The organism is Nocardia sp. NPDC049190, from assembly GCF_040648115.1.
Classification (GTDB): domain Bacteria; phylum Actinomycetota; class Actinomycetes; order Mycobacteriales; family Mycobacteriaceae; genus Nocardia.
The window spans coordinates 194,669-218,518 of sequence record NZ_JBEZDE010000004.1 but is presented as its reverse complement, the minus strand read 5'-3'; the positions used below and the strand labels follow the sequence as shown (position 1 = coordinate 218,518).

Here is a 23,850-nt window from a genome sequence, read left to right as displayed (position 1 = left end):
CCGGGCACCGCCCTCGAACGGCGATCACCTGCCACGCGAGGCGATCGCCCGCGACCGGAGGGATGCCGGGGCCCCGGATCGCATCGACACGGCGGCTAGGCTCCGACACGGAGCAAGCGAACGAGAGGCCGATCAGATGATGCACCGAGGCGCACCTGCGCAGGACCGACGGGCCACAGCATGACGCCGGACCTCGTCGTCTGCGGTCTCGGCCCGGCGGGGCGCGCCCTCGCACATCGCGGCTTGGCGCGCGGACTCATGATCACCGCCGTCGATCCCGCGCCGGACCGTGCGTGGTCGGCCACCTACGCGGCGTGGGCCGATGAGCTGCCGGACTGGCTCGCGCCGGAGGTCGTCGCCGCCATGGTCCAACGGCCGATGGCCTGGGGAACCCGTGCGCACTCGCTCGACCGCGCCTATGCCGTACTCGACACCGCCCGACTGTGGCAGTCCCTGGACCTGACCGGGGCGCGCGTGATCGCGGACCGCGCGGTCGAGATCACGCCCGGCAGCGTGACCCTGGCATCGGGCGAAACTATCACGGCGGGCCGTGTCATCGACGCACGTGGCATCGCCCGGTCACCCGCACGTGCCGAGCAGACCGCCTACGGCCTGATGCTGGCCGCCGAACGTTGCGCGGGACTCGACCCGCTGTTCATGGACTGGCGCACCGACCATGGCGCACCGCCCGACGCGCCGCCGTCGTTCCTCTACGCGGTGCCGCTGGGTGCTGGGCGGATGTTGCTGGAGGAGACCTGTCTGGCCGGGCGTCCGGCGCTGCCGGGCACTGAACTGCGTGAACGCCTGCACCAGCGATTACGCTCCCGTGGCATCCAGCTCACCGGCTCGGAGCCGGTCGAGCGAGTTCGCTTCCCGGTCCAGGGCGGACGACCAGGCAGACACGCATTCGGGGCGGCAGGCGGCTTCCTGCACCCTGCGACCGGATTCAGCGTCGCCACCACACTGGCCACCGCGGATGCGGTGGCGTCGGGCCAGGACGTATGGCCGGCCGCCGCGCGGGCCGTGCACTACCTGCGCGCCGCCGGGCTGCGGGCGGTGCTGGCGTTGCCGCCCACCGATATCCCCGTGTTCTTCGACACCTTCTTCACGCTGCCCCCGGCCGCGCAATGTGCGTATCTGTCGGGTCGCACCGACCTCAACGGCACTGTCGCGGCGATGCGGGCGCTGTTCGCCGCGCTGCCCTGGCGGCTACGACGGCATTTCGCCGCCGCGACACTCGGGATTCCGGTTCACACACGCGGGTCGTAGCGGTTCGGCCATGATGGAATGCATGAGGTCGATCTGGAAGGGCTCGATCGCATTCGGGCTGGTGAATGTCCCGGTGAAGGTATACACCGCCACTGAGGACCACGACATTCGATTCCATCAGGTGCACGCCAAGGACGGAGGTCGGATCAGATACGACCGCGTCTGCACCGTGTGCGGCAAGTCCATCCAGTTCGCCGATATCGACAAAGCCTACGAGTCTCCGGACGGCGACAAGGTGATCCTGACCGACGAGGACTTCGCGAAGCTGCCTGCGGCGGAGAAACACGAGATCCCGGTACTGCAGTTCGTGCCCTCGGATCAGATCGACCCGATCCTGTTCGACAAGAGCTATTACCTGGAACCGGATTCCAGCACACCGAAGGCCTACGTTCTGCTGGCCACGACGCTGGAGCAGATCGACCGCACCGCCCTTGTGCATTTCACGCTCCGTCAGAAGACTCGGCTCGCGGCACTGCGTGTTCGTGACGGTGTCCTGGTACTGCAGACACTGCTGTGGCCGGACGAAGTCCGCGCCGTCGACTTCGAATCACTGGACGGCGTCGCCGAGCCGCGGCCGCAGGAGATCAAGATGGCCGAGACGCTGGTCGAGACGATGTCCGACGACTTCGATCCGGACCAGTACACCGACGAGTACCAGATCGAACTCAAACGCCTGCTCGACGAGGCGATCGCCAGCGGCACCGGGAAGGTGCCCGAGCAGCCCGAGGCAGCGCCGAGTGCGATGGATGCCGAGGTGGTAGACCTCGTCGCCGCACTACAGCGCAGCCTCGAAGCGAGCGGACGCCGGTCGAGCGGCGGCGAGAGTTCCGAACCGGCGGAGCCGAGGAAGACGGCGAAGAAGACCGCGTCCAAGAGCGGCGTGGCAAAGAAGACGCCGGCGAAGAAGACCGCCAAGAAGACCGCCGCCCGGAAGGGCGCGTGACCTTGTGCGTGCGGCCGTAACCTGCTGATACCAGGGCAGGACGTCTCCCGTGCACCGAGACACCGCAGCGCCCGGATAGCCGGCTTCCAGCACAATCCGGCCGTCAGCCCTCAGTCGCGCGGGCGCGACCTTCCTCGAAGAACTCCAGCAGTGCGGCACTGGAGTCCACTTCGACATGCGGACGCAGCGCACCGAACGGGGCATTCCAGAATGCTCCGGTGCGTGGCGTCCACGGTCCGACGTAAGCGTACGGACCGGGGTGGGCGGCGTCGCCCGGCGATATCCCGTAATTCACCTCGGTGACGGCGCTCGCGAGATCGAAGTGCTCTGGCCACAGCACCGGCGTCACATCCGGCGCGAGGATGCCCAATACCTCGTCCCCGAGGGTGAACCACTCCTCGATCAGACCGGCCGACGAACTGTCCAGGTCGATTGCCGTGTCGGGATCGGTCCCGGTCGTGTCCGTGTACACCTGTTGCGGCGCTCCCGGCTCGAAGCCCGCCGTCTGGGCGACCTCGCGGAAGGTCCCCGCCAGCCTTGTCCGCCCTTCGGGCCACACGAGTTCGGTGCCCACGATGGACACCGGCCACCGCACGCCCCCGAATCCCCCGGGCACGATCCGCAACCGGACGGTGCCCGATTCCCGATGCTGGGGGCCCGCGATCAGTAACTCCGCCGCTGCGTGCAGCGACTGCCGAGTCCGCACGTATGTCTGCTCGTCCACCCCCGCATCATCGCCGCCGCGCACCTCGACCCGCAGGTCTTTCGCCCGACTCCGACAATCGAACCCCATCGTCGATGCCACGAGCCAGCACCGGCTCACGATCACCCGTGCAGGAGAAGTCGGTACACGAGCCCGCAGCGTGCCGAACCACCGGCCATCGGCCACCGCGACTCGGGTCATCATCGACCGGCTCCGGCACGGACGTCGTCGAGGTCGACCGGGCCTCGGTGTCTGCGGGTCGACTTCGGCTGCGGCAGGGCGAATTTCGACGCACACCCTCGGCTTGAGGCCACCTCTTGCGCGCTGCCTGTACACATGTTTAGTATGCTGTACATGCGTTCAGCGAAACCTTCCGAGATAGATCTGACCGCACGAGCCCGGATCCGGGACGCGGCGATCGTCGTATTCGGCGAGCAAGGGTTTTCCACCGGAGTTCGCGCCATCGCGGCTGCCGCCGGCGTTTCGCCCGCGCTGTTGAACCACCATTTCGGGTCGAAGAAACAACTACGCGAGGAATGCGACGCGTACGTGCTCGACATCGTGCGGGAAACGAAGTCGGACTACATGCGCAACCCCACCCCGGCCGGACTACTCACCGCGCTCGCCGAGATCGAGGTGTTCGCGCCGGTGATCGCCTACATCGTGCGCAGCTACCAAAGCGGAGGCGCTCTGGCCAGATCGTTGTTCGAGCGTTCGGTCGCCGACGCCGAGCGGTACCTCGCCGAAGGCGTGGCGGCGGGCACGATACGGCCGAGCCGGGATCCAAAGGCGAGAGCTCGCTACCTGGCGACGGTCGGCGGTGGCGGCCTGATGCTGTTCTTGCAGTTGCATCAAGACGACGAGGGTAAAACCGATTTCCGCGCGGCACTACGCGCCTATGGCGATCAGATGATGCTGCCCGGAGTCGAGATCTACACCGAGGGGCTGCTCACCGACCGGATGGCATTGGACACCTTGCTCGCCGAGCGCGCGAAGACCGCATCCACTAATTCCGATAAGGAGAATTAATGAGCAACGTGATCGAAGTGCGGGACCTCCACAAGCAATTCGGCCGCGTGCATGCACTGGACGGACTGAATCTCGAAGTGAAGCAAGGAGAAATCCATGGCTTCCTCGGCCCGAACGGCGCAGGAAAGTCCACCACCATTCGAGTATTGCTCGGCATTCTGCGCAAGACGTCCGGAACCGCGACGCTGCTCGGCCGTGACCCCTGGGCCGATGCCGTCGCGCTGCATCATGACATCGCCTATGTGCCAGGAGATGTCACGTTGTGGCCGTCGTTGACCGGCGGGGAGACCATCGACCTGCTGGCCCGGATGCGCGGCGGGATCGATGAGCAGCGCCGCGCCGAGTTGATCGAGCGCTTCGATCTCGATCCGCGCAAGAAGGCGCGGACCTACTCCAAAGGCAATCGACAGAAGGTCGCGTTGGTCTCGGCCTTCTCGTCCTACGCCGATCTGCTGCTGCTGGACGAGCCGACGTCCGGTCTGGACCCCCTGATGGAACAGGTATTTCGGGGGTGCGTCGCCGAAGCGCGCGACCGCGGCGCCACCGTAGTGCTGTCGAGCCACATCCTGTCGGAGGTGGAGCAGTTGTGCGAGCGCGTCACGATCATTCGGGCAGGCAAAACCGTCGAGAGCGGCACGTTGGCAGCGATGCGGCATCTGAGTAGCACCTCGATCACGGCAGAACTCACCCACGATCCCGGCGATCTGAGCCGAATCGAGGGCGTCGTGGATCTTTCCATCGAGGGCAATGTGCTGCACGCGCGAGTGGACAGCGCGCACCTCGGCGAGCTGATCCGGACATTGGGCGAGTTGGGAGTGCGCAGCCTGGTGAGCCAGCCGCCCACGCTGGAAGAGCTGTTCTTGCGCCACTACCAAGTCGACGGACGTGAGCCGCAGAAGGTGACGGCATGACCACCGCGACGCTTGCCCGTCCTCAGCACTCCACCGCGGCGGCGAAGACATCCGAGTTCGCCGGAACCGGCCAGTTGCTGCGGCTGGCTCTGCGGCGGGACCGGATCATCCTGCCACTGTGGGTGCTGCTGTTGTCGGTTCCGCTGGCCTCGGTCTATATCGGCAGCATCGACAGCGTCTACCCCAGCCAGGCCGATCGCGCCTCGTTCATGAACTCGATCATGGGCAGCCCTGCCCAGCGAGCGATGTACGGGGTCATCGACAACGACAGCCTCGGCGCGGTCGGCATCTGGAAAGCCGGGATGTTCCACACACTGATCGCGGTCGCGGTGATACTCACCGTCATCCGGCACACCCGAGCCGACGAGGAGACCGGCCGTGCCGAGCTGCTCGAATCCACCGCTGTCGGACGCTCTGCGAACCTGACTGCCGCGCTGATCCTGAGCTTCGGCGCGTGTCTGGCCACCGGGTTGATCGGCACCACGGGTCTGCTCACCACCGACGTCTCCCCGGCCGGATCGGTGGCGTTCGGGCTGGCATTGGCCGGCTCGGGCATCGTATTCGGCGCGGTTGCCGCGGTTGCCGCGCAACTGAGCGCCGGCGCCCGCATCGCCCGCATGATCGCCTTCGGCGCTGTGGGCGCCACGTTCGCGCTGCGTGCGGTCGGCGACGCGGGTAACGGCGTCCTGACTTGGCTTTCCCCACAAGGATGGTCGCTGCAGGTCCGTCCCTACGCGCAGGAACGCTGGTGGGTGCTGCTACTGCATCTGGCCACCGCGGCCGTCCTGACGATCGGCGCCTACGCATTACTGCGCCGCAGGGACCTCGGTGCGGGGTTGATCGCAGAACGCCCCGGAAGGCCAGGGGCCGCGGCCACGCTCACCGGAGTATTCGGGCTGGGATGGCGGCTGCACCGCGGAGTGCTGCTCGTGGCGACGACCGGGCTGTGCCTGTACGCGGTGCTGATCGGCAGCGTTGTGCACAACATCGGCGACGAACTCGGCGACAGCGCCGCCGTCACAGACGTGTTCACCCGAATGGGCGGCTCGCAAGCACTCGAGGAGTCGTTCATCACCCTCGCGTTCACCATGCTCGCGGTCGGTACTGCCGCGCTGGCGATCTCGGCGAGCCTACGGTTGCACAACGAGGAGAGCGCGCTGCGCTGCGAGTCGGTGTTGACCGCCGCGGTCAGCCGGACCCGTTGGGCCGCAAGCCACATCATATTCGCTCTGATCGGCCCCGCGGTGGCGATCACGGTCGCCGGATTCGTCGCCGGAATCGTGTACGGCCTCGCCGCCGACGATATCGGCGGAAAGCTGCCCGGTGTCCTGGGTGCCGCGCTGATTCAGCTACCCGCGATCTGGATGCTGGCCGCGCTCACAGTGGCGCTGTTCGGTCTGGTCCCGCGATTCACCCCGATGGCGTGGGGCGTGCTGGTCGGTTTCATCGCGCTGTTGCTGCTCGGATCGATCTCCGGGTGCCCCCAGTGGGTGCTCGACCTCGAACCGTTCGCCCATACGCCGCGCGTTCCGGGTCAGGAATTCCAGGCCGGACCGGTGATCTGGATGCTGCTGATCGACCTGGCACTGCTGATCGTCGGCTTGACCGCCTTCCGGCGCCGCGACCTGCGCTGATCAATATCCGACCTGAGGAAGATCTCGCTTACCGTCCAGTCACGACGGCTCGTCGGGCAGGCTCGACGACCCGGAGCGAGCGGTCGACAAGTCCTTATCGCCGACGGGCAGGACGCCCAGTACCGCGGCAGCCGAGTGGACCGAAATATGCCGCGCCGCTGAGCAACCGCAAACGGACGGGCGGGGCGGCGAGAACTTCGACCACCACTACCCGGACGCTCCGGCCTGCCCTGCGGTCGCCGTGCAGGCCGTCAGGCGGACGCTCGCAGCGCGGGGAATGGCACTGCCGAGGTCAGGGAAGGGCGGCGCACTGGGGCCGAGGACATCGATGGCGCGACGTTCCGCTTCGGCGCGGGTGGCGGCCCACGCCCAGCCGTAGCGGCCATCCGCACCGCGGGCCACGGCCCCGCAGGCGTTCCAGAACTGCACGACCACGCGACAGTCCCGGACACCGCACTCGGTGCGCGCCGCGGCCTCCGCCGCCGCGGCGTCCGGATAGTTCACCGCCGATGTGACAGCGCCGGTGCTCGACGAAAGAGCAAGCGCGCCATAGTAATCCCCGGCAGCACCTGCTTCACCTGCGGCATTGCCGACGAAGGCGCAGGTGGCGGCGGACGCCACAACGACGCCGAGGGCAGCCTTGCGCGGCACTGACATATGATCCTCCCCGTATCGAACCGGCTCCGAGCTCAGATCATCGTCCAGCTCATCCGATTTGTCCAAAGCGGTACACCGACAATCTCGACACAGCCCAGCCCGCACCGAGTTGCCGCGGTGCAGCGGCTCCATGCGGCGCAGCGCGACGACGACTTCCGACACCGATCACGACTCGCCAGCTCGTGCACGTGGACAGAACGACCCGGGCAGGGCGCGGGCAAGCGCTGCCGAGATCCGGGAAGGGCGGCGCGCGGTCCGAACTTCGCTACGGCGAGCCGCTCGGCCTCCAACCGCGACAGCGCCCATTCCGCACCGTGACATCGGCGCCCCGCGCGACAGCCGCGCACGCATTCACGAACCGCACCATGATCTGGCAGTCGTAGTGACCACAGTCCCGGATCGCGGCGGCGTCTGCGGTTACCCAGCTCGGCTCGTCGATGGCGGCCACTACTTTTCCCGTGCTGCGCGACACGGCGGCGGTGCCGTGCCGGCCGGTCGCGGCGGCGGGCCACTCGGTGGTGATCACAGCGGCCGACGTCAAGACCGCGCCGAGCGCGGCTCGACCCAGCACCAACACGCGTTTCTCCCCCGTTGCCACGAAGCGAGTGCCGAGGTGATCATGGTCCAGAACGCCCGAATTTACAGTATCCGGTTGCGCCCCAATGGTTTTTGCGACTCTTTCGTACGCGGCACGAACCGGCGTCGGGTGCGACCGGGGATCTCGGTCTCGGCAACCGCTACCAGTTGGATCGGCGACACCCTGATCGCGAGGACCCGCACCTGTTCACGACCTTCCGCCTGGACATGGGTGCATCCTCCGGCTGTCGGTCCATGACCTGACCACAATGTCCGCACCGCGCCGAGGGCTTACCCCGCGTCGGCGCCACCGATCCATCCTTGCGACTCCACCAAGGCGTCCATCGACCCGGCGCCTCCCGTACGCGCCCTTGGGAGTACGTACCGGAAGAAATCGCCCACGACGTGGGCGACCACTCCGCCGTGCGGGCTCAGACAGTGAAGCCGAGGGCGCGCAATTGCTCGCGGCCGTCTTCGGTGATCTTGTCCGGACCCCACGGAGGCATCCAGACCCAGTTGATTTTCAGGTCTTCGACCAGGCCCGAACGCACGAGCGCGTTGCGGGACTGGTCTTCGATGACATCGGTGAGCGGGCAGGCGGCCGAGGTGAGGGTCATGTCGAGGATGGCGGTGTTGTCCTCCTCGACCCGTAGTCCATACACCAGCCCGAGATCGACGACATTGATGCCCAACTCCGGGTCGACGACGTCGCGCATCGCCTCTTCGATGTCCTCGAGGAGTTTGATGTCGTCTGCCGACAACTCGACCTCTTCGACCGTTTCGGTTGCTGGTGTCTCACTCATGACGTTCCCCGTTTCCGATAATCCGCTTGGCCTCTTCCGCGGAGGTGATCCGGACCACCGCGTCTTTGAATGCCATCCAGCCGAGCAGCGCGCACTTGACACGCGCCGGGTATTTCGAGACACCGGCGAGGGCGATACCGTCGCCGATCATATCCTCGTCACCCTCGATGGTGCCGCGGCTGGAGATCATCTCGCCGTAGGAATCGACGACCTTCAGCGCCTGCTGGACCGGCAGTCCGATCACCTGGTCGGTGAGGATCGAGGTAGCGGCCTGACTGATCGAACAGCCCTGGCCGTCATAGGACACGTCCGCGACATCGCCGTTGTCATCGAGCTGGACGCGCAGGGTCACCTCATCACCGCAGGTCGGATTGACGTGGTGCACCTCGGCACCGAACGGCTCGCGCAGCCCGCGATGGTGCGGGTGCTTGTAATGATCCAGGATCACTTCCTGGTACATCTGCTCCATGCGCATGACTTATGCAACTCCGAAGAAGCTCTGAGCCTTCCGCACCGCGGCAACCAGCGCATCCACCTCGTCCACGGTGTTGTACACCGCAAACGAGGCGCGTGCGGTGGCCGCGATGCCGAAACGCCGATGCAGTGGCCAGGCACAGTGATGCCCGACCCGGATGGCCACTCCTTCGTCGTCCAGGATCTGCCCGACATCGTGTGCGTGGATGCCGTCGACCACGAAGGACACCGCGCCACCACGGTCGAGATTGTCGGTCGGACCGATGATGCGCACTCCGTCGATCGCGCCGAGCCCGTCCAGCGCGGCACTCACGAGGGTGTGCTCGTGCGCCGCGACGGCATCCATGCCGATCGCCTCCAGATACCGCACCGCTGCGCCCAATCCGACCACCTGTGAGGTCATCGGCACACCCGCCTCGAACCGCTGCGGCGGCGGAGCGTAGGTGGTGAGTTCCATGGTGACCGTCTCGATCATCGAGCCGCCGGTAATGAACGGCGGGGTCTCCTCCAGCACCGCACGGCGGCCGTACAGCACGCCCACGCCCGAGGGCCCGAGCATTTTGTGCCCGGAGAAGGCGGCGAAGTCCACGCCGAGTTCCCGGAAGTCCACCGGCATGTGTGGCACCGACTGGCAGGCGTCGAGCACGGTGAGCGCACCGACAGCGTGTGCTCGGCGCACCAATTCGGCGACCGGCGCGACCGCACCGGTGACGTTCGACTGGTGAGCGAACGCGACAACCTTGGTGGCGGAAGATAATTCGAGCGAATCGAGATCGATTCGGCCGTCTTCGGTAACGCCGTACCACCTCAGTGTGGCACCGGTCCGGCGCGCGAGTTCCTGCCACGGAACGAGATTCGCGTGGTGCTCCAACTCGGTGATCACGATCTCGTCGCCGGGACCTAGGTGGTACGGGAACCGGTCGTCGGCGAACGCGTAGGTCACCAGGTTCAGCGATTCTGTCGCGTTCTTGGTGAACACTATCTCGCCCGCGTCGACACCGACGAATCGGGCGATGGTGGCCCTGGCGTTCTCGTAGGCATCGGTGGCCTCTTCGGCCAGTTGGTGCGCACCGCGGTGCACCGCCGAATTGTGCGTGGTCAGGAAGTCCCGTTCGGCGTCGAGTACTGCGACGGGCCGCTGCGAAGTCGCGCCGGAATCCAGATACACCAACGGCTTCCCGTCCCGAACCGTGCGGCTCAGGATCGGGAAGTCGGCCCGGATCCGGGCGACGTCGAGAGTGCGGACCGTAGCGGTCATGTCAGGCTCCAGCGGTAGCGGACTGGGGAACGGCAGTCGGCGAAGCCGACGGGGTGGGTGAGTTGTGCGTGAAGCGGACGTAGCCGTTGGCGTCGAGTTCTTCGGCGAGTTCGGCACCGCCCTCGGCGACGATGCGGCCGCCGACGAAGACGTGCACGAACTGCGGCTGGATGTAGCGCAGAATGCGGGTGTAGTGCGTAATCAGCAGCACGCCGCCGTTCTCGCGCTCCTTGTAGCGGTTGACTCCCTCCGAGACGATGCGCAGCGCATCGACGTCCAGGCCGGAATCGGTCTCGTCCAGGATGGCGATCTTCGGCTCGAGCAAGCTCAGCTGCAGGATCTCGTGGCGCTTCTTCTCGCCGCCGGAGAATCCCTCGTTCACGCTGCGGTCGGCGAAGGCGGCGTCGATCTCCAACTCGCTCATCGACTCCTTCACCTCCTTGACCCAGGTCCGCAGTTTGGGGGCCTCGCCGCGCACCGCGGTCGCGGCGGTGCGCAGGAAGTTCGACATCGATACACCGGGGACCTCGACCGGGTACTGCATCGCCAGGAAGAGACCGGCCCGCGCTCGCTCGTCGACGGACATCGCCAGGACGTCCTCACCGTCGAGGGTGATCGACCCCTGGGTCACCGTGTACTTCGGGTGTCCGGCGATGGCATACGACAGGGTCGATTTGCCGGAACCGTTCGGGCCCATGATGGCGTGCGTCTCACCGGATTTCACGGTGAGGTTCACACCATTCAGGATCTTGATGGGCGCACCGGACTCGTCCGGGTTGGCGACCTCCGCGTGCAGATCTTTGATTTCCAGGATGGTCATCGCGTTTCGAATTCCTTTGCAGGGTGGGTGGTTCGGGTTCAGACGCCGATCGCGGCGAGCTCGGCTTCGATGGCCGACTCCAGCCGCTCCCGGATCTCGGGCACCGCGATCTTCTGGATGAGTTCGTGGAAGAATCCGCGCACCACCAGACGGCGGGCGACGTCCTCCGGAATACCGCGGGCGCGCAGATAGAACAGCTGCTCGTCGTCGAAACGCCCGGTTGCGCTTGCGTGTCCGGCACCGACGATCTCGCCGGTCTCGATCTCCAGATTCGGCACCGAATCGGCGCGTGCGCCGTCGGTGAGCACCAGGTTGCGGTTCACCTCGAAGGTGTCGGTGCCTTCGGCGGCGGCCCGGATCAGCACGTCGCCGACCCACACGGTGCGGGCATCACCCTTCGGCGACTGCGGATCGCCTTGCAGCGCACCCTTGTACAGGACGTTCGACTTGCAGTTCGGGACCGCGTGGTCGACGAGCAGACGCTGCTCGAAGTGCTGGCCGGCGTCGGCGAAGTAGAGGCCGAGCAGCTCGGCGTCGCCGCCGGGGCCGTCGTAGCGCACGGTGGCGGTCAGGCGCACCAGATCGCCACCGAGGGTGACCGCCACGTGCCGAAGCGTGGCGTCACGGCCCAGCTTGCCGTGGTGCGCGGTGGCGTGCACCGCGTCGTCGGCCCAGTCCTGGACCGCGACCACCGTCAGCTTGGCGCTGTCACCCAGTACGAATTCCACATTCTCGGCGTAGGTTCCGCTGCCCCGCTGGTCGATCACGACGGTCGCGACCGCGAAGTTGTCCAGCCTGATCTGCAGGTGACCGAAGGCGGTCTTCCCCGCACCGGGCCCGGTGACCGTGATGACGATCGGCGCCGCGACCTCGGTCTCCGCACCGACCGACACGATGGTGGCCGAATCGAAGCCCGAATAAGCCTGGGCGGCAACCCGATCCGCGGGCACGCCCGCCGCGCCGACCCGGGCGTCGCTCCGGTCGACGGTCTCCACGTGCACACCGGCCGCCGGACCGACCTCGACGGTCGCCCGGCCATCGGGCACCGCGGTGCCGTCGTGCAGGCCGCGTAGGCGGCGCAGCGGCGTGAAGCGCCACGCCTCGTCATGCGCGGAGGGCACTTCGAAAGCGTCCACATCGTATGAGGTGAAGACCTCACCCTTGTTGGTCGCGGCGCCGGCACCGGGGTTCTGCACGGGCTTCGGCGTCGGGTTCTCGCCCTCGACCGCTGCCATCACACCAGTCGCCATCAGCCAACGGCCCCTTCCATCTGCAGCTCGATGAGCCGATTCAGTTCCAACGCGTATTCCATCGGCAGTTCCTTGGCGATCGGCTCGACGAAGCCGCGCACCACCATCGCCATCGCCTCGTCCTCGGTGAGGCCGCGACTCATCAAGTAGAAAAGCTGGTCCTCGGAGACCTTCGAGACGGTCGCCTCATGTCCCATGGTCACGTCGTCCTCGCGGATGTCGACGTAGGGGTAGGTGTCCGAGCGGCTGATCGTGTCCACGAGCAACGCGTCGCACTTCACGGTCGACTTGGAACCGTGCGCACCCTTGTTCACCTGGACCAGGCCGCGGTAGGAGGCGCGACCGCCGCCGCGCGCCACCGACTTCGACACGATGGTCGAGGAGGTGTGCGGCGCCAGGTGCAGCATCTTCGCGCCGGTGTCCTGGTGCTGTCCCTCACCGGCGAACGCGACAGAGAGCACCTCGCCCTTGGCGTACTCGCCGGTCATCCAGACCGCGGGGTACTTCATGGTGACCTTGGAACCGATGTTGCCGTCGATCCACTCCATGGTCGCGCCCGCCTCTGCCTTGGCCCGCTTGGTGACCAGGTTGTAGACGTTGTTCGACCAGTTCTGGATGGTCGTGTAGCGGCAACGGCCACCCTTCTTCACGATGATCTCGACCACCGCGGAGTGCAGCGAATCCGACTTGTAGATCGGCGCGGTGCAGCCCTCGACGTAGTGCACGTAGGCGCCCTCGTCGACGATGATCAGGGTCCGCTCGAACTGGCCCATGTTCTCGGTGTTGATCCGGAAGTAGGCCTGAAGCGGGATGTCGACGTGCACGCCCGGCGGCACATAGATGAACGACCCGCCCGACCACACGGCGGTATTCAGCGCGGAGAACTTGTTGTCACCCGCGGGGATCACCGAGCCGAAGTACTGCTGAAAGATCTCCGGGTGCTGCTTGAGACCGGTGTCGGTGTCCAGGAAGATCACGCCCTGCGCCTCCAGGTCCTCGCGGATCTGGTGGTAGACGACCTCGGACTCGTACTGCGCGGCGACACCGGCGACCAGGCGCTGCTTCTCCGCCTCCGGGATGCCCAGCTTGTCGTAGGTGTTCTTGATGTCCTCGGGTAGCTCGTCCCAGGACGCGGCCTGCTTCTCGGTCGAGCGTACGAAGTACTTGATGTTGTCGAAGTCGATGCCGTCGAGGTTCGAACCCCAGTGCGGCATGGGCTTGCGATCGAAGATGCGCAGCGCCTTCAGGCGCTGCTCCAGCATCCATACCGGTTCGTTCTTCTTCGCCGAGATGTCACGGACAACCGCCTCGGACAGACCTCGTTGCGCGCTGGCGCCGGCCACATCCGAGTCGGCCCAACCGTAACCGTAGTTACCCAGCGACGCGATGGTCTCTTCCTGGGTGAGCGGTTGCACCTGGTCGGTGGTCGTCGTCATTCGGCGCTCCTTCCGGAGTCGTTCGTTCGTACCGCTGCGGGCTGTGCAGCGGTTTGTGTTGACGTGTTGTTCTGGGCGATCGGCAAGCTCAGCAGCGGCACATGCGTAGTACAGGCGCAGTCGCCGTTGGCTATTGTGGCCAGCCGCTGGACGTGGGTTCCGAGTAGCTCGCGGAACGCTTCGAGTTCGGCCGCGCACAGTTGCGGGAATTCCTCGGCGACATGCGAGACCGGACAGTGGTGCTGACAGATCTGTACGCCCGCGCCCACCTTGCGGGTGGTGGCGGCGAAACCCGCTTCGGTGAACGCCTCGGCGATCTCCTCGGCCTTGGCCTCGGTATGCGCGGTGTTCTGCGAATCAGCGGTGTGCTGCCCGACAGGTTCGATCCCGGCCACGATCGTGCGGGCTCGTTTGCGCGCGAACTCGGTGATGGCTTTCTCGCCGCCGATTTCCCCGAGTTGCCGGATGGCGGCGCCCGCCAAGTCGTCGTAGGCGTGGCCCAGCGTGCCCCGTCCCGCGGCGGTGAGCTGATACTGCTTGGCCGGGCGGCCACGTCCCTTCTGTTGCCACGGCGCCGATCGGCTGGCCCGCGCCTGACCGGTGTCGATCAGCGCGTCCAGGTGCCTACGCACGCCCGCCGGAGCCAGGCCGAGCTTGCTCCCGATAGCGGTCGCCGTGATCGGCCCTTCCTCCAAGAGCAGTTGGACGATGGCGGCGCGGGTATGCCCCTCAGCGCCGACCGTCGCGGGCGCGGCGACCGACCAGGTACCGGCCTTTCGACCAGCCCCTCCGTCGCCTCTCCGCAAACCCACGGTTTTCACAACATCAGTGTGGCGGAATTATTTCCCGAAATCTAATAAGGGTGACCTGACTTCGGGGCAGGGTGACCTGCGCGGATCAGCGCGGTACGGAGAGACGGTGGCGCTCCGAGACCACACAGCGCAGCGGCCCGCACGCCGATTCGCGCACTTTCCGGTAAATCGGACCGATCTCCCGGGCCCTGACCTGCGGATATGTCACCCGATCCCGAACGGCTCGGCGGGCGACCGCTCCTTCACCGGCTGATCACCGCATGCCACGCGACCTCAGCGCGGCATGAAACGGATCGCAGTGCGATGCGTCACACTCGACCTGACCCGATGCCGCTCACACAGCTGGGCGGTTTGTTCGTCAACTGCTCGGTGGCGGGGTGGACGCGACCGTACGATGGTGATGTACCTGCGGGCAGGGGCGTTGTTCGTCGAACTCGGCACTCTGTGGGTGCGGGCGATGGGTGTGGATTGGTGGTTGCGCCCTCAGGTCCGGGATGGCCGCACCGGCGTCCTCGGCGTTGTCACCAGTTCGCCGCCGGATCCGCTTCCAAACTTTGCGTCTTGTAGAACCTGGTCGAAGGTCCGGCAGCCGGTGTGGTCCGCTGGCGGGGACGGCTGATCCGCGAAATCGACGGACCACGACGTTCACCGCGACAGCTGGGAGAACGTGGTCGCCTACGGTCATGCCGATGGCGGCGACGGCCCGCCCCCTGGTATCCGATGCTGCTTCCGCGCGACCGTGAACACAGTGCCTACTGGGCAATCTGCCCCGGCAGTGACAAGGAGTCGGACTCATGAGTGAGGCAACCGGCAGGGTGGCATTGGTGACCGGGGCCAGCAGCGGAATCGGCGCGGCCACCGCACGCCCGCTTGCCGCGCGCGGGATGCGAGTGGTGGTCAATTACCTGCACAGCGCCCAGGCAGCCGAGGAAGTTGTGGCCCATATCGAAGCCACCGGCGGCCAGGCCATGGCCGTACAGGCAGACGTGCGCGAGCCAACCGCGGTCGACACGATGATCGAACACGTCGCGGCCGAGTGGAGCGGGGTCGACGTGCTCGTGCACAACGCGCTCACCCCGTACGCGATCAAACCGTTCCAGGAGATGGTCTGGGCGGAACTGGGCGGCAAGCTGAACGACGAAATCCGCGCGGCGTTCGTTGTCACCAAGGCCGTTCTGCCCGCCATGACCGACCAGGGCTGGGGACGGTTGATCTATCTCGGCACCGGCCTGAGCCGCCAGCCTCGGGCCGGGATGATCGCGCTGGGTACGGCCAAGGCCGCGCTCACGCAGTTCGCCCGCTACCTGGCCCAGGAGCTGGGCCCTGCGGGCATCACCGTCAACGTCGTCGAACCGGGCCCGGTCGCCGAGACCAAGATGTCGCACGTGCTCGACGCGGAGCAGACGCAGCGGCAGGTGGCCGCCACACCGCTGGGCCGCCTGGCACGACCGGCCGACGTCGCTCAGGTGGTCGCCTTCTACGCCGGCGAGGACAACGCCTTCATGACCGGCACCACCGCCGCGGTCAACGGCGGAATGGCCATGTACTGAGCGATATCAGAGAGGGAGACGGTCATGCACACCATCGATCTCGCCTACGTCGGGCGGGGCCTGCACGAGGAACTGATCGCCTACATCGCCGACCAGGAGGACTATTACACCGACGAAGGTGTCCACGTCGCACTGCGCGACGGCTGCGCCTGGGACGAGCAGCGGCTACGCCGCGGCGCCACCATCGGGCTCGGCCGGGCACTGCTGTCCCGGCTGACCAGCGATATCCCCTGGGTAGCGCTCACCGTCAACACCCAGCGCCCACTGTTCTGGTTCCTCGCCCGCCCCGGCCTGCGTTCCCTGACCGATCTGGCCGGACGACGGCTCGCGGTACACGCCCCACACACCGCGCCCGGGTGCTTCGCTCGCATCGTGCTGCGCACCGCCGGCCTCGACCCGGACCAGGACGTCGATTGCGTCGTCCGGGCGCCCGGCGATTACGGCATGGATTTACGTCGACTGCACGACGGCACGATCGACGCTGCCTTCATCGGGAGCACCGTGGCACCGGAGGCACTGGCCGCCGAGCACGGCTGGCAGGTGCTGGCCTGGGTCGGCGACCACTTCCAGATCCCCACCGTGGGCGTGGCCGTCGACCCCACCCACGTCCAGCCGGACGACCCCGGGGTCCAGGCGGTCGTGCGCGCTCACCGGCGCGCCCTGCAGGTGATCCACCACGATCCCGACACCACGGTGCGGCACATCCAGACCTTCCTCGGCCGACACACCGCGGCCGAGGTCCGAAGCCACTACAACAGGTTCATCGCACCGTTCTTCACGACCGACGGCCAGGCCGACCTCACTGTCGCAGACACCGCCATCACAGCGGTCGCCACCGAACTCGCCGTCCCCGCCACCGTCACCGCAGCCGAGTTCTACCGCACCGCGGCCACAACACCCTTGGGAGCCCGGTGACGCCGACCATCAGGTAACGAAGGGAGTCGCGCCTTCAAGGCTGTCTATCGGGCGGTCACGAACCGACGGGTGTCGCGCGGATTCATCGACCGGCAGGTCTCGAGAAAGGCGCTCGAGCGCGTGCTGTCCCCGCTTTCGAACGTCGAGTTCCGCTGCGCCGACGTCGACCCTGTGTCGATTGCGCCCGGAGCCCGGGCGCTCCCGGTCGGTACCAGCCTCGCGCCTTTCCGGTCGGGGGACGGCCACCGCCGACCGCAGAGCTGCCGCACGGTCGTTCGGCCCGATGCGGGGCTTCGAACGGGCTCCGTACCGCCGGGCCCATTAGGCTTCGTCTCGTGGCGGTACTGGAGGGCGCGCGGCGCAGCACACTGGCGTTCGGGCGCCGGGCACTCGGACTGGACGTGCCCACGGCCGACCACACGATCGCGGTACTGCACCGGGACGAGTCGGAGGTGCCCGGCCTCGACCACAACGAACTGGTCCAGCTCGACCGAATCCGCCTGATGGGCGCGACCGGCACAGTGCTCATGGCGATCAGCGCACTCGGCATCGGCGCGCAGCCGGTACACCAGAATCCGACCTCGGGTGTCCGAATTCTCGGCATCTTCGCCCGCGCGCACACCGGCTCGCTGGCCATGTGCATGACCGGCACTGTCATCGTCGTCCTGGCGTGGCTGCTGCTGGGTCGGTTCGCGGTCGGCGGAATCGGCGGCTCCCCTGTTCACCGGCTGACCCGCTCGCAACTGGATCGCACGCTACTGCTGTGGCTCATCCCGCTCAGCGTGGCGCCGCCGCTGTTCAGCAACGATGTGTATTCCTATCTGGCACAGAGCGAGATCGCCGCACGCGGCATCGACCCCTATCAGGAAGGTCCGGTCGCGGGACTCGGGATCGACAATGTTCTGACCAACAACGTCCCGACCATCTGGCGCGACACCCCGGCGCCCTACGGCCCCCTGTTCCTCTGGATCGGCCGCGGCATCGCCGAACTCACCGGCGACAACATCATCGCGGGCGTGTGGGTACACCGAATACTGGCACTGGGCGGGGTCGCGCTGATCGTCTGGGCGCTGCCGCGACTGTCGGTGCGCTGCGGCGTCGCACCGGTGAGCGCGCTGTGGCTCGGCGCGGCCAACCCGCTGGTGCTGTTCCACCTGGTCGGCGGTGTGCACAATGACGCGCTGATGCTGGGCTTGATGCTGGCCGGCCTGGAATTCTGCCTGCGGGCGGTCGAGGACACCCACCCCTTCGACGGACGCGCCTACGCCTGGCTGATCAGCGGAGCGGTCATCATCACGCTGTCTTCCTCGATCAAGTTCACCTCGATCATCGTGCTCGGCTTCGTCGGCATGGCCCTGGCCAGACGCTGGGGCGCATCGCTGAGTTCAGTCGCGATCGCGGCAGCCATACTCGGCGCGATCGCCATCGGCACGACTCTTTTCATCAGTTCGGTGAGCGGCCTCGGGTTCGGGTGGATATACACGCTGAACACCGCGAGCGTCGTGCGCAGCTGGATGTCGTTGCCGACGGTGCTCGGCATCATCACCGGGTTCGGCGGAGTACTACTCGGTCTCGGCGACCACACCACCGCACTGCTGAGTATCACCCGGCCGATCGCGGCCGTGGTCGCCGGCTTCTTCACCGTGCGCATGTTGGTCGCCACCTGCACCGGGCGGCTGCATCCGGTCGGCGCGCTGGGCGTGGCGCTCGGCGCCATCGTGCTGCTGTTCCCGGTGGTGCAGCCCTGGTATCTGCTGTGGGCGATCGTCCCGCTGGCCGCATGGGCGACCCGACCGGTATTCCGCGTTCCGGCAGTGGCGTTCTCGGCGATCGTCAGCGTGATCCTGATGCCGCGCGGCGCCGACCTCGAGGTCTTCCAGATCGTCGGCGCCGCGATCGCCACCGTGACCGTCGGGGTGCTGTTCATCGTGGTCACTCGCCACACGCTGCCCTGGCGGGGGCAGATGGGGGCGTCGGCTCCGTCACAGGTGCCCACCTCTTACGGTGTGACATCGTGACCGTTTCCTCCGGACCCGCCGTCAGTGTCGAGGGCGTGATCAAGCGTTACGGCGAGACCACGGCGGTGGATAGTCTGACTTTCGAGGTCGAGCCGGCGCAGGTGCTCGCATTACTCGGCCCGAACGGCGCGGGTAAGACCACCACCGTGGAGATATGTGAGGGATTCGCCGCGCCGGATGCTGGTTCGGTGCGAGTACTCGGCCTGGACCCGGTGGCCGATTCCGAACGACTGCGCCCCCGCATCGGCGTGATGCTGCAGGGCGGCGGTGCGTACCCGGGTGCACGGGCCGGCGAAATGCTCGACTTGGTGGCCGCCTATTCCGCCGATCCCCTCGACCCCGAATGGCTGCTGCACACACTCGGCCTGCAGGACAACCGCCGCACCCCCTACCGCCGCCTGTCCGGTGGCCAGCAGCAGCGGCTCGCGCTGGCCTGCGCGCTGGTGGGCAAGCCGGAGATCGTGTTTTTGGACGAGCCGACCGCGGGGCTGGACGCCCAGGCCAGGCTGATGGTGTGGGAGCTGATCGACGCCCTGCGCCGGGACGGAGTGGCGGTCGTGCTCACCACGCACGTGATGGACGAGGCCGAGCAGCTGGCCGACCAACTGGTGATCATTGATCACGGTCGCATCGTCGCCTCCGGCACCCCCGCCGAGGTCACCGCGCACGGTGCGGCCGGGCAGCTCCGATTCAGCGCCCCACCGAAGTTGAATCTCGAACTGTTGAAAGCGGCTCTGCCGGAAGGGTTCGCGCCCAGGGAGACGACCCCCGGCACGTATCTGGTGGAGGGCGAAATCGACCCGCAGGTACTCGCGACGGTCACCGCGTGGTGCGCGCGAATGGACGTGCTGGCCACCGACATCCGGATCGATCAGCGTCGCCTCGAAGACGTCTTCCTGGAACTGACCGGACGGGATCTGCGCGGATGAACCGACACGATCCGACCGACAACCGGTTCGCCCCGGGGACGTTCACTCCCGCCCCACGGTCCAGCTCGCGTTCGGCGATGATGATCGCGCAGACCCGGCTGGAGCTGATCCTGTTGCTCCGCAACGGGGAACAACTGCTGCTGACCATGTTGATCCCGATCACGCTGCTGGTCGGCCTGAGTTTGCTGCCGTTCGGCGACCTCGGCGCGGACCGGGTGTACAAGATCGTGCCCGCGGTGATGATGGTCGCCGTCATGTCCACCGCGTTCACCGGCCAGGCCATCGCGGTCGGCTTCGACCGCCGCTACGGGGCGCTCAAGCGGCTCGGCGCCACCGCGCTGCCCCGCTGGGGCGTCATCGCCGGCAAGAGCGCGGCGGTGCTCATTGTCGTCGTGCTGCAAGCGATACTGCTCGGCATGATCGGCTTCGCGCTCGGCTGGCGACCGGACCCAGCCGGGCTGCTACTGGGCGCCGTCGTGATCGCGCTCGGCACCGCCACCTTCGCGGCGATGGGACTCCTGCTCGGCGGAACCCTCAAAGCGGAGGTCGTCCTCGCGCTGGCGAACATCCTCTGGTTCGTCATGCTGGGCATTGCCAGCATCGTGTTCGCCGCCGACGACTTGCCGACCGCAGTGACCGTACTGGCCCGGCTGGCGCCCTCGGGCGCACTGGCGGTATCGCTGGAGGACGCGATGCGCACCGGCGTCGATTGGTTCGGACTGGTCGTACTCGCGCTGTGGGGCGTGGTCTCCGGCGCGCTCGCGACCCGCCTGTTCCGCTTCCACTGACCCGACCAACGACGGAATGTAGTAAACCGGGTGCGTCCACCGAATCGGTCCCGGCTACCATTTTCGACGTGCTGTATCGCGCATTCCTGCGACTCGTCGACACGCTGCCGCTGCCCTCACTGCGGGTGCAGCGCCTGATCGCGGTCGCGGTCCTGCTCTCCCAGGCGGGCATCTCGGTCACCGGCGCCGTGGTCCGGGTCACCGCGTCCGGACTCGGCTGCCCGACCTGGCCTCAGTGTTTCCCGGGCAGTTTCACCCCGGTCGCGGTCTCCGAGGTTCCCGCCATCCACCAAGCAGTCGAGTTCTCCAACCGACTGCTCACCTTCGCTGTCACACTGTGCGCCGCACTGGTGGTGCTCGCGGTGACCCGCGCGCGGCGCCGCCGCGAGGTGCTCGTGTACGCGTGGTTGATGCCCGGCGGCACGGTGGTGCAGGCGATCATCGGCGGCGTCACGGTGCGCACCGGCCTGCTGTGGTGGACGGTCGCGACGCACCTGCTCGCGTCCATGGTCATGGTCTGGCTCGCCACGGTGCTGTACGCGAAGATCGACGAACCCGACGACGGCATCGACACCGTGCAGGCGCCCGCGCCGCTACGCTGGCTCACCGGAATCAGCGGTGTCGCGCTCAGCGCCGTGCTGATCGCGGGCACCCTGGTGACCGCGGCGGGGCCGCACGCGGGCGACAAGAGCATCGACCGTCCCGTCGAACGGTTGCAGGTCGAGATCGTCACGTTGGTGCACCTGCACTCGCAACTGCTGGTCGGGTATCTCGCGTTGCTCGTCGGCTTGGCCTTCGGCCTGTTCGCCGTCGGCAGCGCGCCGGCCGTGCGCACCCGCCTGTTCGTGCTGCTCGCACTCGTCTGTTCGCAAGCGCTGATCGGCGTAGTGCAGTACTTCACCGATGTCCCGGCGGCCCTGGTCGTCCTGCACGTCGGCGGCGCCGCGGCCTGCACCGCGGGGACCGCGGCGCTGTGGGCCGCGCTGCGTACCAGGGAACGGGTCGGCGCGCCGGCGATGGATCCCGCGACACACGCGGCCTGACCGACCGGCCCGGGTACGGTAGCCGGTCGTGCTGACGCCTGATCCGAAATCGGAAGCCCCGGAACCCTTTCCCGCTGTCGAAGCCGTATGCTCATGGGCTACTCGACGTCGGCGACGACCAGCGGATCTACTGGGAGACGAGCGGCAACCCGCAGGGCAAACCAGCCCTGGTCGTACACGGCGGTCCCGGCGGCGGAGGAAAGCGCGGCGCGCGAAGGTCGTTCGACCCGGCGGCCTACCGGATCATCCTGTTCGATCAACGCGGCTGCGGGGAAAGCCTGCCGCACGCCGCGGACCCCCAGGTCGACATGGCGCACAACACCACCGACCATCTGCTCGCTGACATGGAACGGCTCCGTGAGCACCTCGGGATCGACCGATGGCTGCTCTACGGCGGTTCCTGGGGCGCTACGCTCATCCTCGCCTACGCCGAACGCCACCCGGAACGGGTCAGCGAGATCGTACTCGTCAGCGTGACGATGACCAGACCCGAAGAGATCGACTGGCTCTATCGCGGCGTCGCGCGCCTGCTGCCCGAACAATGGGAAGCCTTCCGCGACGGCGTTTCCGCGGCCGACCGCGACGGCGATCTCGTCGAAGCCTATCGCCGCCTGCTCGAAAGTCCCGACCCGGCGACCCGCGAGCTGGCGACAGAGCGGTGGTGCGCCTGGGAGGACGCCGTCATCGCGCACGAAAACCTCGGCAGCACAGGTCAATACAGCGCCAAACCGGACGCTGACCGACTGGCCTTCGTGCGGATCTGCACGCATTACTTCGCCAACGCCGCGTAGCTGGCGGACGGGCAGTTGTTGCGCGACGCGCACCGGCTGGCGGGCGTCCCCGGTGTGCTGATCCACGGCAGGCTCGACCTGAGTGGCCCGCTGTACACCGCGTGGCAGCTGGCCGAGGCATGGCCCGACGCAGAACTGCAGGTCATCGAGGATTCCGGGCATACCGGCAGCCCTGCCATGCGCACTGCGATCCTCCGGGCCATCGCCCGATTTGCCCGATAGGGTGCGGAGGATGAGGCCTTAGGTCCCTGCCATCGGTGCCCAGCGACCCCGTTGTCCGCCCGATCCGCCTGCGAATGTGGAGGACACAGTCGAAGCGATCAACCGGAGACCAGATGAGCACCCGAGCGGACCACCAGGCAATCGTCGTCGGAATCAACGGCACCGCCACCGCCCTGGCCGCCGCGCGATGGGCAGCAACCCTGGCAGACCGAGAGCGCGTTCCACTGGTGCTACTCGGCGTCGCTCCCTCGTTCGACCGTCCGCTGACCGCCACGGCGCTGGCGGAGACCACTCTGATGCTTCCTGAACTTCGGACCGCGGCGAAGCACAAAGTCGAACAGGCATGCGCGGCCGTGCACCGCGATCACCCGCTGGTCGAGGTCCATCAGGTCGTCGAGGACGGCATTCCCGCCCGCATCCTGATCGAGCACAGTGTCACCGCGCGCATGATCGTGGTAGCCGCCGACCTCGGTGACCGGCTCAGCACACTCTTGCTCGGGTCCACCGCGCTCATGGTCGCGAACAAGGCGACCTGTCCGGTGACCGTGTGGCGTGGAAAGACCGATCGCCCGCTGCCGGACCACCGGCCCGTCCTGGTCGGCGTCGACGGAAGCCCCGGTAGTTCGGCCGCAGTCGGCGAGGCATTCGAGTTGGCGTCGGTACTCGGCGTCGGTGTGCTCGCGCTGCACGCCTGGAACGATCCCGACCTGCTGCAATGGACACCGGTGCCCGACGCCTGGGCCACGCTGGCCGAGCAGGAACAGGAACTGCTGTCCGAGCGCGTAGCCGGATGGAGCGAGAAGTACCCGGACGTCACCGTAACCAAGGTCGTCCAGAAGAGCCCGCCCGCGCGGGCATTGCTCGAGTACGCCGAGCGGGCGCAGGCCGTGCTGACCGGCAGCCGGGGGCACAACCGCCTTACGGGACTTCTGGTGGGCTCGACCAGCCAGAACCTGCTACACCATGCGCCGTGCCCGGTAGTCGTCTGCCGCGAACCGTGAAACCCCGAACAGGACCAA

22 protein-coding genes and 1 pseudogene are annotated in these 23,850 nt (G+C 67.2%); 13 read left to right on the top strand and 10 right to left on the bottom strand.

What is annotated here, in order from left to right; all coding sequences use genetic code 11:
• Positions 1-180: 180 nt before the first annotated feature.
• The gene (locus tag AB0B25_RS06360; RefSeq protein ID WP_357175557.1) at positions 181-1,269 is read left to right on the top strand and encodes a lycopene cyclase family protein; all 1,089 of its coding nucleotides are present in this window, start codon (positions 181-183) and stop codon (positions 1,267-1,269) included.
• 22 nt (positions 1,270-1,291) lie between these two features.
• Positions 1,292-2,212: a Ku protein gene (locus AB0B25_RS06355; protein WP_357175554.1), complete on the top strand. Its 921-nt coding sequence runs from the start codon at positions 1,292-1,294 to the stop codon at positions 2,210-2,212.
• Positions 2,213-2,315: 103 nt separating this feature from the next.
• Here the strand turns inward: AB0B25_RS06355 and AB0B25_RS06350 are convergent, their stop codons facing one another.
• Positions 2,316-2,936, bottom strand: coding sequence for a hypothetical protein (locus AB0B25_RS06350; RefSeq protein WP_357175551.1), 621 nt, complete (start codon positions 2,934-2,936; stop codon positions 2,316-2,318).
• 333 nt (positions 2,937-3,269) lie between these two features.
• On the opposite strand from AB0B25_RS06350, the gene AB0B25_RS06345 reads away from it, so the two are divergent.
• Genes AB0B25_RS06345 through AB0B25_RS06335 form a run of 3 tightly spaced genes read left to right on the top strand, consistent with a single transcriptional unit; the run spans position 3,270 to position 6,489 of the window.
• The gene (locus tag AB0B25_RS06345) at positions 3,270-3,944 is read left to right on the top strand and encodes a TetR family transcriptional regulator (protein ID WP_357175548.1); all 675 of its coding nucleotides are present in this window, start codon (positions 3,270-3,272) and stop codon (positions 3,942-3,944) included.
• A complete protein-coding gene (locus AB0B25_RS06340) occupies positions 3,944-4,855 on the top strand; it encodes an ABC transporter ATP-binding protein (RefSeq protein WP_357175545.1) in 912 nt (303 codons plus the stop codon). The genes AB0B25_RS06345 and AB0B25_RS06340 overlap by 1 nt, the downstream gene beginning before the upstream one ends.
• Positions 4,852-6,489: an ABC transporter permease gene (locus tag AB0B25_RS06335; protein ID WP_357175542.1), complete on the top strand. Its 1,638-nt coding sequence runs from the start codon at positions 4,852-4,854 to the stop codon at positions 6,487-6,489. The genes AB0B25_RS06340 and AB0B25_RS06335 overlap by 4 nt, the downstream gene beginning before the upstream one ends.
• A 207-nt stretch (positions 6,490-6,696) precedes the next feature.
• Here AB0B25_RS06335 and AB0B25_RS06330 read toward each other — a convergent pair whose 3' ends face one another.
• The 9 genes from AB0B25_RS06330 to AB0B25_RS06290 all read right to left on the bottom strand — a co-directional run bounded on the left by AB0B25_RS06330 (position 6,697) and on the right by AB0B25_RS06290 (position 14,575).
• Positions 6,697-7,146, bottom strand: coding sequence for a DUF4189 domain-containing protein (locus tag AB0B25_RS06330; protein WP_357067843.1), 450 nt, complete (start codon positions 7,144-7,146; stop codon positions 6,697-6,699).
• Positions 7,147-7,411: 265 nt separating this feature from the next.
• Positions 7,412-7,723, bottom strand: coding sequence for a DUF4189 domain-containing protein (locus tag AB0B25_RS06325; RefSeq protein ID WP_357175540.1), 312 nt, complete (start codon positions 7,721-7,723; stop codon positions 7,412-7,414).
• 430 nt (positions 7,724-8,153) lie between these two features.
• Entirely contained in the window at positions 8,154-8,525 is a 372-nt protein-coding gene (locus tag AB0B25_RS06320) for a metal-sulfur cluster assembly factor (RefSeq protein WP_357175538.1), read from the bottom strand.
• Positions 8,518-9,000, bottom strand: a complete 483-nt coding sequence (gene sufU / locus AB0B25_RS06315; RefSeq protein ID WP_357175535.1) for a Fe-S cluster assembly sulfur transfer protein SufU — start codon at positions 8,998-9,000, stop codon at positions 8,518-8,520. Before sufU ends, AB0B25_RS06320 begins: the two co-directional genes overlap by 8 nt.
• A gap of 3 nt (positions 9,001-9,003) precedes the next feature.
• On the bottom strand, positions 9,004-10,257 hold the full coding sequence (locus AB0B25_RS06310; protein ID WP_357175532.1) for a cysteine desulfurase: 1,254 nt from the start codon (positions 10,255-10,257) through the stop codon (positions 9,004-9,006).
• Position 10,258: 1 nt separating this feature from the next.
• Positions 10,259-11,077, bottom strand: a complete 819-nt coding sequence (sufC, locus tag AB0B25_RS06305) for a Fe-S cluster assembly ATPase SufC (RefSeq protein WP_357175530.1) — start codon at positions 11,075-11,077, stop codon at positions 10,259-10,261.
• Between the two features lie 38 nt (positions 11,078-11,115).
• Positions 11,116-12,327 (bottom strand): Fe-S cluster assembly protein SufD, encoded by a 1,212-nt coding sequence (sufD, locus tag AB0B25_RS06300; protein ID WP_357175527.1) that lies wholly within the window; start codon positions 12,325-12,327, stop codon positions 11,116-11,118.
• Positions 12,327-13,763, bottom strand: a complete 1,437-nt coding sequence (gene sufB, locus AB0B25_RS06295) for a Fe-S cluster assembly protein SufB (protein WP_357175524.1) — start codon at positions 13,761-13,763, stop codon at positions 12,327-12,329. Before sufB ends, sufD begins: the two co-directional genes overlap by 1 nt.
• Entirely contained in the window at positions 13,760-14,575 is an 816-nt protein-coding gene (locus tag AB0B25_RS06290) for a metalloregulator ArsR/SmtB family transcription factor (protein ID WP_357175769.1), read from the bottom strand. Before AB0B25_RS06290 ends, sufB begins: the two co-directional genes overlap by 4 nt.
• Before the next feature lie 794 nt (positions 14,576-15,369).
• Here AB0B25_RS06290 and AB0B25_RS06285 point away from each other — a divergent pair.
• From AB0B25_RS06285 to AB0B25_RS06250, 8 genes and pseudogenes are all read left to right on the top strand, one after another.
• Positions 15,370-16,125: an SDR family oxidoreductase gene (locus AB0B25_RS06285; RefSeq protein ID WP_357175521.1), complete on the top strand. Its 756-nt coding sequence runs from the start codon at positions 15,370-15,372 to the stop codon at positions 16,123-16,125.
• Between the two features lie 24 nt (positions 16,126-16,149).
• Positions 16,150-17,040 (top strand): ABC transporter substrate-binding protein, encoded by an 891-nt coding sequence (locus AB0B25_RS06280; protein WP_357175518.1) that lies wholly within the window; start codon positions 16,150-16,152, stop codon positions 17,038-17,040.
• A 335-nt stretch (positions 17,041-17,375) separates the two neighbouring features.
• Entirely contained in the window at positions 17,376-19,058 is a 1,683-nt protein-coding gene (gene mptB, locus AB0B25_RS06275; protein ID WP_357175515.1) for a polyprenol phosphomannose-dependent alpha 1,6 mannosyltransferase MptB, read from the top strand.
• On the top strand, positions 19,055-19,987 hold the full coding sequence (locus AB0B25_RS06270) for an ABC transporter ATP-binding protein (protein ID WP_357175512.1): 933 nt from the start codon (positions 19,055-19,057) through the stop codon (positions 19,985-19,987). Before mptB ends, AB0B25_RS06270 begins: the two co-directional genes overlap by 4 nt.
• A complete protein-coding gene (locus AB0B25_RS06265) occupies positions 19,984-20,775 on the top strand; it encodes an ABC transporter permease (protein WP_357175509.1) in 792 nt (263 codons plus the stop codon). The genes AB0B25_RS06270 and AB0B25_RS06265 overlap by 4 nt, the downstream gene beginning before the upstream one ends.
• 68 nt (positions 20,776-20,843) lie before the next feature.
• Positions 20,844-21,818: a heme A synthase gene (locus AB0B25_RS06260; RefSeq protein WP_357175506.1), complete on the top strand. Its 975-nt coding sequence runs from the start codon at positions 20,844-20,846 to the stop codon at positions 21,816-21,818.
• Positions 21,819-21,859: 41 nt separating this feature from the next.
• Positions 21,860-22,831: pseudogene (gene pip, locus AB0B25_RS06255) on the top strand (prolyl aminopeptidase).
• Positions 22,832-22,944: 113 nt separating this feature from the next.
• Positions 22,945-23,832 carry a universal stress protein gene (locus AB0B25_RS06250; RefSeq protein ID WP_357175504.1) on the top strand — a complete coding sequence of 296 codons (888 nt, stop codon included), beginning with the start codon at positions 22,945-22,947 and terminating at the stop codon, positions 23,830-23,832.
• Positions 23,833-23,850 lie beyond the last annotated feature (18 nt).

Excerpts from the sequence above, each read along its gene's own strand:
- AB0B25_RS06360 (WP_357175557.1), top strand. The coding sequence starts at position 181 with ATGACGCCGGACCTCGTCGTCTGCGGTCTCGGCCCGGCGGGGCGCGCC.
- AB0B25_RS06355 (WP_357175554.1), top strand. The coding sequence starts at position 1,292 with ATGAGGTCGATCTGGAAGGGCTCGATCGCATTCGGGCTGGTGAATGTC.
- AB0B25_RS06345 (WP_357175548.1), top strand. The coding sequence starts at position 3,270 with ATGCGTTCAGCGAAACCTTCCGAGATAGATCTGACCGCACGAGCCCGG.
- AB0B25_RS06340 (WP_357175545.1), top strand. The coding sequence starts at position 3,944 with ATGAGCAACGTGATCGAAGTGCGGGACCTCCACAAGCAATTCGGCCGC.
- AB0B25_RS06335 (WP_357175542.1), top strand. The coding sequence starts at position 4,852 with ATGACCACCGCGACGCTTGCCCGTCCTCAGCACTCCACCGCGGCGGCG.
- AB0B25_RS06330 (WP_357067843.1), bottom strand. The coding sequence starts at position 7,146 with ATGTCAGTGCCGCGCAAGGCTGCCCTCGGCGTCGTTGTGGCGTCCGCC.
- AB0B25_RS06320 (WP_357175538.1), bottom strand. The coding sequence starts at position 8,525 with ATGAGTGAGACACCAGCAACCGAAACGGTCGAAGAGGTCGAGTTGTCG.
- sufU (WP_357175535.1), bottom strand. The coding sequence starts at position 9,000 with ATGCGCATGGAGCAGATGTACCAGGAAGTGATCCTGGATCATTACAAG.
- AB0B25_RS06310 (WP_357175532.1), bottom strand. The coding sequence starts at position 10,257 with ATGACCGCTACGGTCCGCACTCTCGACGTCGCCCGGATCCGGGCCGAC.
- sufC (WP_357175530.1), bottom strand. The coding sequence starts at position 11,077 with ATGACCATCCTGGAAATCAAAGATCTGCACGCGGAGGTCGCCAACCCG.
- sufD (WP_357175527.1), bottom strand. The coding sequence starts at position 12,327 with ATGGCGACTGGTGTGATGGCAGCGGTCGAGGGCGAGAACCCGACGCCG.
- sufB (WP_357175524.1), bottom strand. The coding sequence starts at position 13,763 with ATGACGACGACCACCGACCAGGTGCAACCGCTCACCCAGGAAGAGACC.
- AB0B25_RS06285 (WP_357175521.1), top strand. The coding sequence starts at position 15,370 with ATGAGTGAGGCAACCGGCAGGGTGGCATTGGTGACCGGGGCCAGCAGC.
- AB0B25_RS06280 (WP_357175518.1), top strand. The coding sequence starts at position 16,150 with ATGCACACCATCGATCTCGCCTACGTCGGGCGGGGCCTGCACGAGGAA.
- AB0B25_RS06265 (WP_357175509.1), top strand. The coding sequence starts at position 19,984 with ATGAACCGACACGATCCGACCGACAACCGGTTCGCCCCGGGGACGTTC.
- AB0B25_RS06250 (WP_357175504.1), top strand. The coding sequence starts at position 22,945 with ATGAGCACCCGAGCGGACCACCAGGCAATCGTCGTCGGAATCAACGGC.